The organism is Pseudomonas sp. SGAir0191 (genome assembly GCF_002812565.2).
GTDB classification, from domain to species: Bacteria; Pseudomonadota; Gammaproteobacteria; order Pseudomonadales; family Pseudomonadaceae; genus Aquipseudomonas; species Aquipseudomonas parafulva_B.
Genome location: NZ_CP025035.2, coordinates 3134809 through 3149657, shown reverse-complemented (window position 1 = coordinate 3149657; position 14849 = coordinate 3134809). Strand labels below are relative to the sequence as shown.

Annotated in this window: 6 protein-coding genes; 3 read left to right on the top strand and 3 right to left on the bottom strand. The window is 54.8% G+C overall.

The genetic code is table 11. From position 1 onward, the window contains the following. Positions 1-1005: 1005 nt before the first annotated feature. Positions 1006-5439, bottom strand: a complete 4434-nt coding sequence (locus CWR53_RS14120) for an RHS repeat-associated core domain-containing protein (protein WP_100851897.1) — start codon at positions 5437-5439, stop codon at positions 1006-1008. After that, positions 5436-10928: a hypothetical protein gene (locus CWR53_RS14115; RefSeq protein WP_100851896.1), complete on the bottom strand. Its 5493-nt coding sequence runs from the start codon at positions 10926-10928 to the stop codon at positions 5436-5438. The genes CWR53_RS14120 and CWR53_RS14115 overlap by 4 nt, the downstream gene beginning before the upstream one ends. 736 nt (positions 10929-11664) lie before the next feature. Here CWR53_RS14115 and CWR53_RS23240 point away from each other — a divergent pair. From CWR53_RS23240 to CWR53_RS14105, 3 genes are all read left to right on the top strand, one after another. Then, entirely contained in the window at positions 11665-12015 is a 351-nt protein-coding gene (locus tag CWR53_RS23240) for a hypothetical protein (protein WP_258313159.1), read from the top strand. Next, complete coding sequence (locus tag CWR53_RS14110; protein WP_258313158.1) at positions 12012-12758, top strand: hypothetical protein; 747 nt, start codon at positions 12012-12014, stop codon at positions 12756-12758. Before CWR53_RS23240 ends, CWR53_RS14110 begins: the two co-directional genes overlap by 4 nt. A gap of 125 nt (positions 12759-12883) precedes the next feature. Then, positions 12884-13600 carry a ribonuclease gene (locus tag CWR53_RS14105; RefSeq protein ID WP_100851895.1) on the top strand — a complete coding sequence of 239 codons (717 nt, stop codon included), beginning with the start codon at positions 12884-12886 and terminating at the stop codon, positions 13598-13600. Positions 13601-13844: 244 nt separating this feature from the next. Here the strand turns inward: CWR53_RS14105 and CWR53_RS14100 are convergent, their stop codons facing one another. Next, positions 13845-14762, bottom strand: coding sequence for a class I SAM-dependent methyltransferase (locus CWR53_RS14100; protein ID WP_100851894.1), 918 nt, complete (start codon positions 14760-14762; stop codon positions 13845-13847). Positions 14763-14849 lie beyond the last annotated feature (87 nt).

Here is a 14849-nt window from a genome sequence, read left to right as displayed (position 1 = left end):
TTGGTTTCTTAGATCTTCGGAAAAGACGCCTAGGCGTCTTTTTTCGTTCCAGCCAAAGCCACTTCTACCCATGGGCATCTGGACTTTTTTAGTCGAGAAGTTAGTCCATGAAATCCGGACTCCCACCGTGGCGGTTTGTTGCTGGAGAGGAGCGTTACGAGCATCTAGCCCTGAATTTCATGTTCAGGAGCTCATACATGGCATTCTCAGATGCAACCGTCCGCCACGCCAAAGCCATTGGCAAGACTACACCCCCGGCAATAGCGATGGCCTGTCACTCAGCGTGAGCGGGGCTGGCGGCAAGTCGCGGCACTTCCACTATTCGGGGGCCGGCATGCAAAAGCGCATGCCCTTCGGTACCGATCCCGAAGTTGGCTTGCGTCAGACACGCTCGCTGCGCGACTAGGCGCGGCGGCTGATTGCTTAGGGCACCAACTCCGGCACGTATCGCCGGCATTAGCGTCATACCCAAAATCTTGCAGAGCAGCACATTTTCCAGGCGATGTACGCATTGTGGCTTTAGCAACGCGGTCGTGTGCTGAAGAAAGGGGCGGCAGAGCACGCTGGTGCAGATCCAGCGTGCCTCGACAACGACGTGCTGCCGACATTGGGCAAGACTTCGATTTAAACCATCAAGCGGCAACAATCTGCTCGACGTGCTGGCCAGGATTGAGCGGCGACGGGCCAATAACGTCTTTGCCGACCGCTATGACCTCAACGAGAGGATGAGCGAGAACACGCTAAATACGGCTTTGAACCGTATGGGTATGCGGGCTTGCTGACTGAGGTATGGCATGCGCGGTACCTCATCTACGGTGCTGCGCGAAATCGGCTATTCGAATGTCTGGATCGAAGTAACTTATCCGCCTGGGTCCTGTGATTCACAATACCCAGGCGGAGATAATCCAACGGACTGTTCATCATGATGCGCCATGCTCCTCAAGTCGAAAAATCCCAGTCCTCGAACCCTTCGACTTATAGCGAAAACTTGGATGGTCGACTTTTCTAGATTTTGCTAGAAGGTAACTTCATGAACGGAATATTCATTTTCAGTTCGGATGCACGACAGGCGACAAAGTCGTAAACTTTGTAGGAGTGACCTGCGCTGTCCAGCGTATTAAAGGCGTTGGCGAGTGGTCGCGGTCCCGACTTCGGCTTGAGTACCAAAATATCGACATTGTATTTTTCCACCAGTTGACGCAGGTGCACATCGGAGAATTTTTCAAAATGCTCGATGACATAGTTGGAGGTAAAGTGACTGCCTGGTACGACCTTGGTCACATTGCCAGTCCCTGCGGCGACTCGCTCCAACCCTAGATCTCGTGCAACTGTATTCGTTCCTCGTATGTACGCGATATCGGTGTTCGCGGTACCCGTGGCGGGGGCATAGTGATTGAGTTGCGCATGTGCTGGAATTTCTACTTTGCCTCCTCTCACTGAGTTCATTCCATGGAATGACATGACGACCCTGTCTGATGGGTGATAGGCCCTGCGATAAAGCTGATAATCACCCAGATCATCTACAGCGACGACATGAGGCACATGAAGCATTCGCGGTGGTGAGACATTGCTGGGAGGTGTAGCAGGACGACTCGCATTGAGCGCGTCCCTCTGTTGTTTCGATACCCGTCCAGGTATTGTTTTGACTGGCGCTTTAGATACCGTCTCAACACGGTACAAGAGCCGCTCCTTGATGTTACCGAGGCCACGGCGAGCACCTTTGGACAGTGAGCTGTACAAGCCCTCAACCCGCCTCAGCATTGAGGAGCGCAACGTAGTCAATGCTCTTACACCTTTGCTTGCACCTCTAAGCAGCACGCTGCCTAACTTGGCCAACCCTTTTCCAGACGCATCGAACAGGCCGACCGCCAGGGAGGCCCAGCCCAATTTCGACGACAACGCCGGGTTACTTTGCCGCAAAGACAGTTCCGCTGCTCCCAATCCGAACGCAAGGCCAGCGACGGCGAGTAACAAGACGCCGAGCAAACCGCCTGTAAGGATCGAGCCAATGACACCTAGCACCAGAACACTCGCTAATAGTAGCCATTCCCACCACGCCGCAGGCTCATGATGAGGCGGGGCAGTTTCGTGGATCATATCGTCCAGGGACGCAAGCGTCGAAGCCTCTTCCCGGCGACTGATCATGATGTGCCCGCTCGGATCATGCCAGTTCACCGGATCCCGACCTGCGCAGTACGCACGGTCGTTCAGCCCGCCCTCACCAAACGGGCTCAGACTGTCGCCCTGGAAAAAAGCCTGGAAGCGAGGGTCGTACACGCGGTAGCCGTTACCCAAATGGTAGGCGCCTGTTACCGGGTCGACACACTGGCCGTTGTAGCCAAGACCACTGTTGAGCGCATTGAGGCTTTCCAGGGAAGCTTCGCCCCACGGCGTCAAACCTATAGACTGACTTACCCAGTCGCCGTGGGCATCCATCGAGTACTCTTCTGCGCCACCATTTTGCGGATCGGGCAATCTGAAGCAGTAGTGAGCGGCGGTAGCCGCCTCGCTCATCTCTTGGCATTGCACTACCAGGCCGGCTTCCTCATCCAGCACCGTGCCCCGCACTGGTGTGTCCTTCGCATCTAACCATACGACTCCGCACAGTTGGTCGCCCTTGTATTGCATGACCCGTCGCTGTTGCTTGCTTTCATCCCATTGAGAGGCCAGACGACCAATGTGGTCATATTCATAACTGGCAAGCAGCGTGCGATCCTTGACGCTAGTCACAGATTGAAGTTGGCCAACGGGCGTGTAGACGAATTGGTGGTCTGAGTCATCAGTGGTAAGGCTGCCGTTCTTGTCACTGACCAGGGTGTGCGTTGTCGGCTTGCCCGCTTTGCCCCCGTTAGGGGTGTGCGTCACGGTGATGCCTGTGCGCTGGGTCGGTTGCAGTGCATTGCCGTAAACGAATTCGCGTGTTTCGCTTGCGCCGTCAAGGAAGGTCGTGACGCACGTAAGCAGGTTGCCTAGCGCGTCATAAGTGTAGGCTTGGTCTTGGATGCCTTTCTGGTTCTTGTCTTGAATCTCGAAGCCTTTGGATGCCCGAACGCTCCATTGCTTGAGCTCATTGCGATGGGTTTCATAGGCGAAGGTTTCGCTACGCGTCGCCTCGCTTTCACCGTTACGGAACCACGATTTGCTCAAGAGCTGCCCGCTTACCGACCATGTTTGTTCATAGCGGCTCTTGATCTCGCCATTCAGGTGGTAGGTACGCTGAGTTTCCCGGCCAAGGGTATCGTAATCGAAGGACACCAGCAGTGTTCTGCCGTTGGCTCGGTCACTCACAAACAACCGGTCGAGCTCACCCTGGCCCGCATAGCGATAGCGATAGTCCAGGCCCATACGTCGTACCCGAGTGCGTCTGTTCTGTCCATCGTGCCAGACGCGAGTGGCGATCCCATTGTTGAAACTCGCTTGGCTGATGTCTCCCCGTAGCGACTGCTGAACATGCTCACGCTGATGCATGCCGCGCAGTGTGCGGGTTGTCAATGTCTGCCCTAACAAGCGGGGCGAGAGGCTCTCGGTGCTGATCTTGCTCTGTAAGTTTACTGAGGCTTCGAGGCGCTCGACCTTGATGGCCTGGGTGATCTCGTTGTAGGTGAAGGTTGCAATCTTCGCCTTGACAGCACTCGCTTGATTGCCCTTGATGTACCACGACACACTGCTGCCATCGGTGCTGCTTTCATTCCACACTTTTGTGCCATCAGGGCGTTGATAACCATCGTTTAAAAAGGTGATTTTTTGCGTTGAGCCCTCGGCGCCCACTACTCTTGATTCAATATCCGAGCCGTGGTTTCCCTCACCGCCCAAACTCTGTCTACCCAATTCCCGCACGGCGCCTGATTTGGCTTGAATACTGACTTTTGTAGGAACAGTGCTGAGCCCTTTGAACGCCCATGTCACGACCGTGCCGTCTGGCGCGGTCGTCTGGGTGCGGCGGCCGAGCTCATCGTAGGCGAGCGTCCATTTCCGGTTAACGTTTCCTACCGTCTCGATGACCTGATCGCATAAGCCACGGTTGTTGATTCGTTGCTCGCGACTCAGCCCAGTAGCCTCCATTTTTTGGCTCGCCGCGCCCCAGCGCTTATGACTGACCGCCAGCGTGACGCTGCCATCTGCCTGGTTGGTCTGGGTGTTCTCGACGCTATGCAGAGGGCCTCGCAGCATTGTGCCGGTGAATGTTTCGACCCGCTGAATTTGCGTGCCATCTGGCTTGGTCTGATCATCACACGCCTCGGCTTGCCAGAACCAGTCCCGGAGTAAAGCAGGCAAGCTCGCGCCGTCGTTACGAACGCATAACCCTCCTGGGTGGTAGTCATAAATGCACTGCTGTTGCGGCTCGCCGTCTGCGCCGTAAACGACTTCCTCAAGGCAGACGTAATTCTGGGCTGAGTCGTCGCTACCTGCTGTGCGCTGCAGTTCTCGCCGAACAGGACGTTGCAGACCATCGAGCAGGGTGCGGCCCTTGCGACCATCTGGGCCAACCGTGACGATCCAGGTTCCGTTGCCTGTTTCTATCCATTGCTGCGTCGTTACCGACAGGGCCTCAAGCTCTTTAGGCCCTGGGGAGAATTTTTTGGCATCCCAGGCATACGTGGTGCTCGTCAACAAACGGTCGCAGGCATCATACGTGTAGTAAGCCATCGATACTGGCCTACCCAATTCATCTTGCTCGGTATCGGCCAGCACGCGGCCGCTACGTGCGGAGCGAATGTGTTGGGCCAAGGTGGCAGTGAGGTTCAGTGCTCCCAGTGTAAGGGGCGATTGGCTTTTTACCTGCAAGGTGCCGGCACTGGTATCGATGGTGGTGGTCTCAGTCAGCTTTTGCGTCTGCCGGGCATGATTGTCCTTGAACCAACGGGTCGAGGTCGTTTCGGTCTTCACATCCGTGTCACTCGGAGTGCTGCTGACCTGCTGCAAGGTGACGACCAGCCCTTGGCGACCAGGTGCTTTGGCAAGCGTCCATGGCGTAGTAGAGGTATCCACCTCAACGCCCTCCAGACTTAGTGTCGTGTCAGGCATCAACACGCCACTGCTGCTTTTGTGGACGCTTGCGTAGCTATAAAGACTGATGTTCATTTCCGAGCAACTGCCGTCCGGGAACGTCAGATAACTGCATTGCGCAAGCAGAGGCGGGTTGCTGACATCGGGGATTTCAGGGCATCCCAGCGCCACTGTAGAAAGAGCAGACTCATCTTTCTCCAACTTGAACCCTTTCAACAGCGATGCCAGCGCAGGAACCTGATCGCTACGATCCGCCTTGTCGGCGCTTGCCTTTACCGGGTAGTAGCACAGGTGCGTCGTCTGACCATCGTCCATCACGGCTTTAGTGAGCAACCCTGAATCTTGATCGTATGTGAAGCTCGACGTCTTGCTCACAGTTCCTGCTGCAGTGAACGCCTCGCCACTGCGGCTTGCATTGAGGTCGATAGTCATGGATGACGCTCCTCGGCGGATTTATCGACAACAGTGTCCACTGGTGCAGCGGGCTGAGAATGGGCACGAAAATCTTCAGTGGTCACTGTCGTGCTGATCGGCTGCGTAGCCAGGCGGAACCTGACTGCGGGATCACTGCTGGCGACCGTGTCGGGGTAGATCATGCGGGTGGTTTGCCGGACCAGATGCGAAAGCTTCTCGATGACCTGGGTTTCGACGATGAAACCATTCTTGAGCGTCCAGGTACGTGAGGTAGAGGGGCCTTCGAGATGGCTTCCAGTGTCCAGGCTGCAGGTCGACGAGAATGTCGCGCCTTCTTTCATCAGTGAACTGCTGCCTTGCCATTCCCATATGTGGGTGATGGGTAGTTGACCCGCACCAGGCACCAGTGTGTGGCGCATAACCCGTGACAAGGGAATGAGGCAGTCGCTACTGGTATCCCAGTCCTTCCACGTCGGTCCATAGCTGACGGCCTCCAGCGAGCCGTCCTCCTCACTGATCGAGCACAGCACGCGGTCAAGAACCGGTTCACCTTCGTACCCGAACACGACTGTCTGCACTGGCTTTGCATCGTTCTTGCCCTGGCGTGTCAGTTGCGTGAGCAGACAGTCTTTGATACACAATTTGACCGTGTAAGCCTCTTCGGTATCGGGCCACACAGTGAATGTGGAGCTGTATTCACCCTCTGCTACAGGTGTCTCGTGGCTGGCGATCATTAGCGTGGTGTCGCCATCAGCGATATGCTGCAAATGTACGTGGCCTTCCTTACCTTCCCAGGACAACGTGAGCACACCGCCTTGCGATGCCCTGATACTGCGAGGAACCAGAAGATACGCCTTGCGTTTGATATCGCTCTCGAGCTTGCTCAGCTCTTGGATTTTGGCCTGTAGCGTTTCTTTTTGCTCTTTGCTGACACCTGACTCCTTGAGCCATTGCTCAAGGTTTTCTTTGAGTTTTTTTGCTTTGCTGACGAAAGCTGCTTTGTAGTTTTCACTTGCTTCCTTGCCATCATGAGGGTCGGGCTTGGCCAGGATTTCACTGCGCCCGCTTGGGAACACCACGGTCAGGCCGGTCAGGGCGCCGTGATTGCCCGTGGCACCGGTGAGCGTAATGCCATTGATGGTCAGGCGTTTTTTGCCGTTCGCTTGGCCCACATGTTCGGCGGTGAGGGTAATGGTCTGACCGCTATGCAGTGTCAACCGGTGAAGGCGATTGTCGTAGACGCTAAAGCGAAATGCCCAGCCGTCGCCCAACGCACTTTCGTTGGCACGGGTGGCGGCGTAATGCAGGGTCAGGTCAAGCTCCGGCCCCTTGCCTGCCAGTCCGCGTACGACACCCACTGGGTAATGGGCGTGGAACAGGCCCGTTTTGCTGTCGACACCATTTTCACTGGCACCGCTGACGTCATAGAGTTCGGAACCGAGAGTGCCGGCGTAGTCGGCGCAAAGCGAGTCCTTGGGGATGAAGGTGCGGCCTTTGAACGGCATTTCGATGGTGAGTGGCATGGGACCCAAGGCCCCGTGCGAAGGAGCTGTATTCAAGAAGGCGGGGGTAATGCCTGAGCGACTAAGATAGCTGGCGCTACATAAGCCGTCGACGCGATCAAGCGTTATATCTTTGGGTATATAAAGTTGCATGCCTCCATTCCAGGAACGCAAGTTCGGTGAAAGCTCATAGAGACGGCGTATGTCTGGAGAAAGGTCCGCAGAGTAGTCAATGATGCGAACTCCTTTAGCCCAGGCCGCTGGCGTCAATCGAAGGTGAAGGTGATGCTGATCTGGGTTCTGTTCACCGCAGAGTAACTGAACGAGTAGCGGCTCATGTGCAATGTTCAATTTGCCTAGGGCTCGTAGGGTGGTCCAGGTTGTTTCGGAGAACGTCTTGTTCTCTCCGAGCACTAAGCGCCTAGCAAGTTCAAGGAGGTTGGATCTTATGCTGGAAAACTCAGGAGATGTTGCCGGCAGTGTGGCGAGCTTGTCAAAAATTTTTCCTATTTCATTGGGATTCACCAACAATCCTATGTCGCTCAGATTGTTCCCTGATGCTGTCTCATCTATACTTTCGTCTAATGCTGCCTCATCTATGCTTTTGTCTAATGCTGCTACCAAAGGCAGACGACAAAACTCTGATTGGATTGCAGATAAATCCCCAATGAACATACTGTTCTCGTCACTCAGGAAAGCCAATTGATAATGCCTGATTGCTGCCAGCAGCTCCGTATCTGCCAACGCTGTAATCAATTCGTCGGCCTGTTTCAAGCAAGCTGCATCTTGAGGGCTCATGGCATCGATGCTGGTGAGTTTTTTTGCAGCGGCATCAAACCACCCACTCCGGATCGCCTCCCTTACGGAGCCGCTCATCTTTTTCTCGTTCGAACTTTCGTTGTTACAGGACGCCTGTATAACTCTCAATACACCCAATACGTAAAGATAGTCGTGATCTGGCTTGGTAAATTGAACGACAACGTGGCCCTCACTGCTTGCCAGGCGCTGGGTGACATGGTTGGATGAGTATTGAAGTTGCCAAACATCATTCCGCGCGTAAAAAATATCGTCCCGTGCAAGCCTGGACGCCACCAGTACGGGTGTATTAGCCGATGGGCCTTTAAATTGAAAATCGGCATAAGTAACCTCCTTGATAGAGGTTGGCTTGTATGAGAAATTGCGAGGCCGTATTTCGCTCCTGTCGCGAGCGGTAAGAACATCATCCCCCCAACTGAGAATTTTCGAAAATTGTTTCGAATAATTCGTCTGGGAGGTCCATGCCGTATAGTAACTGTAATTCTGTGCCTCTTCCCATATCAGCTGGTTGCGCTTGTAAATTATTCGTTGCTCGAGCGTTGGCGGCTTTCTGGGCTTGTATGAAGGCGCTGCGATGAGACGGTGAGCAACCAACACAACTTCCGCGTCCGTGGGTAACCATAGGGATTGATCAGCCAAGTCGCTGGCCTCTATGTCTGGCTTGGTCAGGAGCGCTGAATGCGTACCCCACATCGCAACGCTCGGTGCAACTAGCTCACCCAACCCATTGACCCACTTCGTAAAGCGCGCAGCGTCGGTCTCTGCGTCCGATTCATCTACTGCCTGCGTGAAGCTCCAGGAATCCATGACATGTCCGGTCCAGCGGTCACTCAATGCCAGCGTTAGTCCATTCTTGAAGTTTTTATGCAGATCACCCAGCGTGAGTGGGTGGCCTTCTGGCGTCTCAAGCGCCGGCTCATAGTCACTGGTCAACCCGGGTACACCCGTGACCACTACCCTGACAGGTAAAGGCATATGCCAAAGCATCCAGTCTTCGGTGCCAGTAGGTTTGCCTTGCGCCGACTCAAGCGTGCCTAGGCGTAGGTACTCGCCCAAGTCCGATGCATGAAGTGCCTGAGCGAGTGATTCAAGGCATTTCGCTGCTGTAGCGTCGGTGCTTTTCACTGTGTAGCGCAGAGGGGAGCCGGGCAGTTGCTCCGCGCTGTAGCGATCATAGAGCAGGATCTGGATGACGGACCCTGGCTGTGGCGTGAACGTGGTGGCCGTGCGGTACTTCTGCCAAACCATTGAGTCCAGTTCCACCGACACATCAGCGTGTTGTGCAACCCACAACGCATTACCTTTGTCAGCGGGTTCAATAGTGACGTCATCACTGCCCAGTACGCCCGCCCGCAGTAGCCCGTAACGCCTATCCTGGCACTTTGCATTGATGTGGCTACACAGCGCCTTGCTCCATACGGCCGCAGTTACGCTGGGATCGTCAGAACGCCCGGGGTCGATCGTTGGCTCGAACAGATAGGTTTCATACAAACGCAAGGAAGTACGATCGCGCACTTGCACCGAAATGCTTTCACCTGGCGGCGGGGGGCTATCTGACAGTCGACTGACAATGACCTGATTGGCCACGAACGGAGCATTGGTGAAAAGCCGCAGCCCGTCTCCGTAGACCCAAAGTCTGTTGAGGCTATATTTGCCGGTGGACGTGAGCGTAGTGAAAGCCGCCGTGGTCGGGCTGCCACTCGTGGCCACACTCAGATCCCCTGCTACGGTCAAATAACCCGCGCACACCCATTTGTAACCTTGGGAGTCAACTGGAGCAGCGTTGATCGCCTTTAAAAATGCCTCTGGCCATTTGGCCAACGCTGAAGTTGCCTTTGCGGCTTTCCATGCCACGTGCTTGACGATGCTTCCATCGGCTTCATTGATGACCCAGGCATGTAGGTATTCATCGACCTGTAAATCTCGATCTGCGAGCAGGTAATTCCAACTACGCCAGACTTCCTGGCCAGCGCCAAGCTGCGCTGCCTCGAAGCCAGTCATGTTCGGGAGGGTATCATTATCGGCCGGTGTTTCGCTTTCCCCCCACCAGGCGGGTACTCGTTCTGGAGTGTCACGGGCCGGTGCCGGGGTGTCCTGCTCCAACTTGACGTCGGCCATACTGTAGATGGTTTTTATACTACCCCAAGAAAGTGTAATTTTTTCGACCGTCGCATAGCGCGACGCAGCGGCCACCTGAGTGACAAGTGCTTCATATATTTGTTTAGTGCTCTCATCACAGGTGACCTGCAGACTGCCAGCAGACGCTGACCATATCTGAATATTACTAATCATGCCAAAGGTGCCGTCATAAGCTGTCGATGCACGTTCAGCCGAGACTTCCTCCTCTTCATCCGAATCAGCGTTTACTAAACTTTCTGGCGAGTGGACTTCCACCAGGAAAGGGCCTGGACGATCGCTCAGCTTTGCCCACTGAGCAGGCTCTACGCTAAACGCACCTGCGGCAATCAGCGCGTTCTGTGTTTGAGCGCGCCTCACCAACAGCGTCTTGAGGTCGGTGAGTTCAGGCAGATCCGTCAATGCGTAAATGGCATGAATATTCGATTTCTTGATACTGTCAATGAATGCCAATCTAAAGTGATTAACAATACCATAAGCCCTACCGAGTGAAACTGAACATTGCTCAAGCGCAGTATCGCGTGAGACGCTGACGTGTGTGCCAGTCATTGATGGAGGTGCATCCAGATAACAAAGAATGCCATACGTGTCGGCGTGTGCCACACCATATCCATATATCGTGTCGGGGGTGTCGACCACATCGGGCTTGATTTCAATCAATACAGGCACGCTCCGTATTGATTGCTCTTCGATGCCGTCCAGTGTTACGAGTTTAGCGCCTGCATGGGTCAGATCACCAAAACCCTCTTGATAGGCTTGTACCAGCAGCCGATAGTTTTCGGGGTCTTGGCTCTCTAAACTGATCTCTGCGCACGGTACCTCGGTGATCGTTCTGATGCTCGTGTAACGCACGGTGACAGGGTAACGGCGTGCATAGTAGTCATTAAATTTGCCATCCTTATCCACATACAGAACGTGGAGCTGGGTGGACTCGGCTTGCAAAAACCAACAGCCATCGCCATTAACATGAATCCGCTGACCTCTTTTCAGGCCTGCACTGTCGATAACGGTTTTGTTATAACCATTGACACGAGCATCCAGGAAGCGACTCATGGCTGATTTCCCGATTAGTAGGGGAGCAGGACTTGCTGCACAAAGTCATTCAGTTGGATCCTGCAGCCCGTATCACCTTTTGTCACCTGACAAAAATACTAGGCTATCTACTAAATCCTGAGAACGCCAATCGCCGAGCCGCACGTGCATCGATTTATAAATCTGGATAATCAATTCGACTGCCGGACGTGCCATCCGGGCCTCCTCTGGCGCCGGGCAAAAGGCAGGCCCAACGAGGCTGCCGCTCACGTGCTAGGCCGCAGTCTCGGTGGCCTAATGTGGAGTTTCGCAACTACCACTCATTTTTTTGGTCTAGGCGCTATCTGAGATTCCGACACACCGGACTGCTGCGCCTTGAAAGCCAAAGTTCTGTAAATTTTTCAGCCATCTACGCGAGGGAATTCTGCGATGGCCAAGCATTATGAACTATCAAATGAAGCTTGGGACGTGAATCGCAGATATCTTCACACCGACCCATGCTAAAGGCATGCCGCGATCAAACGATCGCCTGAGGCTCGACTCTTACTCACACGTGCTCCTATCGTCTCGCAGGGAGTTCCTGGCCGTTAGGAGGTCTCGTGGCAGGCCGGCTTTGATGCCTAATCTCCCGGTATGTTTCAATCAACTAAGTACCCACAAGCAGCCCGAAATACCTATCAAAATTGCCAGTGTCACTGAGGCTATTCTCAATGTACGTTACCTCTTCAACGCAACCGCTTTGCCAAGGAAGGTTCAAATGAGCAGATCAATCATGGTGATCGTGTTTGCTGGGGCGACAGCCTATTGGCCCAGCCTCCACGCAGCGCCTATCAGCGATCCGGCGCAATCTGTGCAAACGCATCTTGCGGCGTGTCACGAGAAAGGCAGTGCGGTGAACTGTGAGGTCTCTGGTGTCGTGCGGTTGGGCAATCGGGTTGTATTGGCAAATGACAAGCAGATGCCCAACCCTGGTGACCCTGCCATTTTCACAATCGGGCTGGACGATCAAAATCGGCTGGCTGGGCAGCCTCGTTACCTGGATAGCCAGACACTTAAGCATGCAGACAAGTATGAGGGCTCACAACCACGCTGGACGGTAAGTACGTGATTGCCATCACGGCATTCAACAAGGAGGGGACGGCAGAAAACCCAGCGGCAGATGCACTCAATACACTGCTGTATTGGCCCGCAGACGCGTCTGCCGATGCAAAAATCGTCAGTGAGTCAACGCGAGGAAATGTTGCCAGTTCGCGAGATTTGCGTGAGCGCATCAGCAAAGCCGTAGGGTCGCCTTACTACCAGATCGAAGCCCTGACGACGGCACCTGACGATCGGCTGCTGATAGGCGTGCGCGAGTATGGTGAGAACAGCAAGGCCACCGTGTTCTCGTTTCTGTTACTGTCCGTGCCCTTTCGGATCGACCCGCAACAGGCCGTCTTGGGTGATGAACTTGAAGTCGTCTGGCGTATCCCGGCAGATGAGATGGCTAAAAAGCTGGGCCCTGCCCATTCACCCCGTCCGGAGCTGGGGCTCTCCGGCATTAAGTTCGACCGTTACAACAAAGACCGTTTCTACGCCGTGACGAGTTTTGAAAAGGGTGACGAGCTCGGCGGCTATCTCTGGGTACTGCCTTATCAGGGTAAACAGATAGGCCAGCCCCAGCCTGTGAAACAGCCGGACGGTTCTGCCGTGGCGTTCAATCACAAGCCAGAAGGCGTGGAAGTGCTCGACCACGATCATGTACTGGTCGTGCATGATGACGATCGTGTCAGGGTGCAGGACCCGAGTATCGGCAGGCAGCGCGAGGCTCACGAATTTGTCTACAACATTGTCGGCTTCAGTACGCCTTGATGTGGGATCGTGCTCATGGGAGAAGAACGGAGCCTGATTTTTTTGCCAGTAGACCTCTTATCGCAATCTCAGTCTGATTGAGGAGCCGTCACACCGACGGCGCTTATCTTCAAGGGAATGAACTCATGCGCCTACTGACCGCAAGCCTGCTTCTTTTTTCGTTCGCCTGGATCAACACCGCCATGGCATTGGATCCGAACGAGCAAGCCGATGCCGACGCACCTCCTGTAAGCTTCTTGGTGTATTCCGTAACCTGGCAACCGACGTTCTGCAAGATGAAACCAGCGACGGCTGGCTGCGAGCAACCCCCACAGCGCTTTCTAACCCACGGGATTTGGCCCTATAGCGAGAGTATTGGGAAATATACCAACCGCCATCCTCAGTTCTGCACTCGGTCGCCGGCCTGTGAAGAGGGTAAGGCATGCGCCATGAGTGAAGACGACATTGACAAGGCGCTCGCCAATGCCGACTTGAGGGCATTGGTGCCCAGCGATCCCGCCGGGATGTTCGCGCACGAATGGAAAAAGCACGGCACGTGTTCAGGCCAGACGATGGAGCAATACTTCCAGAACTTTGTAACGTTTCGCAAGGCGGTCACCTTCGCGAACGAAGCCGCGTTCAAGCAGATGATCGGCCATGAAACGATGTTCTCTGATATTCGTAAGGCCTTCCCTGCAAACACCGCATTCCGCTGTTACAAGGACGCCACTGGAAATCAATATCTGCATGAAGTTTTCTACTTGATTGATAACCAGGGCGAGCCTTATCTCAAGGAACACAATTTGCAGATTGGCGTCCAGTGTGCGGAGCAGAATACTTGGATTCCACGTGGCAAGCTCTAATAAAGCCGAATTGATACCGGTCAGACGAATACTACAATAGAGGCAAGTTCAAGCCCCGCACAGCTGTTAATTTTGCCAGTTGTGCAGGGCTCTCTACCCCCTGACACTGCACCCGTGTGTGAAGGAACTGAACCGAACGACAACTAAGGCCGCGCCTGCCTCTGGTCCAGTTCTTTCACACCCCTATCTTTTTTTGCAGATCAATCCATCCCCGAACACCTGGCCTGGGTACGAGCCGCCTACCTCATGGCTTGACTGACGTCGTCGAGCATAGCGACATCGTAGGCGGGTCGTCAGGCGTGAATGCCATTGCAGCATCGAGGGGGTTAGTGGTCATCATACGCATGGCGCCTTGCTGCTCAGACTCGACGTGCGGCGTGTGTTCCACAGGTTGCACCACCAGGGACGTCACGCTGGCCTGCTCGCGATGGTGCTGCAGCAATTTCTCGACCATATCCTGTGTGGTCGGCGTCTGAGCCCGGTCGATCACTGACAGCACGCCACCTGAGCGAAGAATACGATCAGCAATCTCGTAAACCCGGTTCTGCACGAAGATCCGATGTTCATAGGCTGTGGGCATCAGTGCCAGATCGACCGCGGCGTTGTGCCCACGTGCATCATGGGTACCCAGCAACCAGCACGCGACGGCGTCGAACTTGGGCTGACGTTCGAGCCATGCTTCGAGGGCGGGGTCGTTCAGGGCATCGCCCTCGATGAGCAAACAGTCCGCTTCGGGCGCTTCTGGGATTTCGCTGTAGATCAGCCGGTAGGCGTTTTCATCGAGGCTAACCGGCGTTTCCCTGGCAATGACCTCGACGCAGAAGCCTTCGTCGGCCAGCCGCTTGCGCGTCGCCGCAATGCACTGGGGGTTCTCTTCCACGCACACGACGGTATGCCCCTGTTGCAGCAGCGCCAGCGTGGAATGGCCGACGCCACAACCGATCTCCAGGGTACGTGGGAAGCCCTTCACGCGTTCGGCCATCCAGGGGTAGTGGCCCTGGGCCAAGTGACCTTCGGAGTTGATGCCCCAGCTCTTGATGTACGCTTTGCGAAAGCTATTCAGCTGGTAGAGAGCTCGCGGCTGCAGACCGCTACCGCCGCCGCTAGCAGGCTTTCTCTTGGCTTTTTTCAGGTCACGTCGTCTTTTGCTGTTGATGCTCATGGCTGCTCTCCCTGAGGGCCTGTATGTGCATCAGGATCTTACTTGGGACGATCGTACTTGACTGTAAACAAGGGGTTTGCACGTCTG

Bases quoted from the DNA above. Each gene is read 5' to 3' on its own strand.
- CWR53_RS14120 (WP_100851897.1), bottom strand. From the start codon at position 5,439: ATGACTATCGACCTCAATGCAAGCCGCAGTGGCGAGGCGTTCACTGCA.
- CWR53_RS14100 (WP_100851894.1), bottom strand. From the start codon at position 14,762: ATGAGCATCAACAGCAAAAGACGACGTGACCTGAAAAAAGCCAAGAGA.
- CWR53_RS14115 (WP_100851896.1), bottom strand. From the start codon at position 10,928: ATGAGTCGCTTCCTGGATGCTCGTGTCAATGGTTATAACAAAACCGTT.
- CWR53_RS14105 (WP_100851895.1), top strand. From the start codon at position 12,884: ATGCGCCTACTGACCGCAAGCCTGCTTCTTTTTTCGTTCGCCTGGATC.
- CWR53_RS23240 (WP_258313159.1), top strand. From the start codon at position 11,665: ATGAGCAGATCAATCATGGTGATCGTGTTTGCTGGGGCGACAGCCTAT.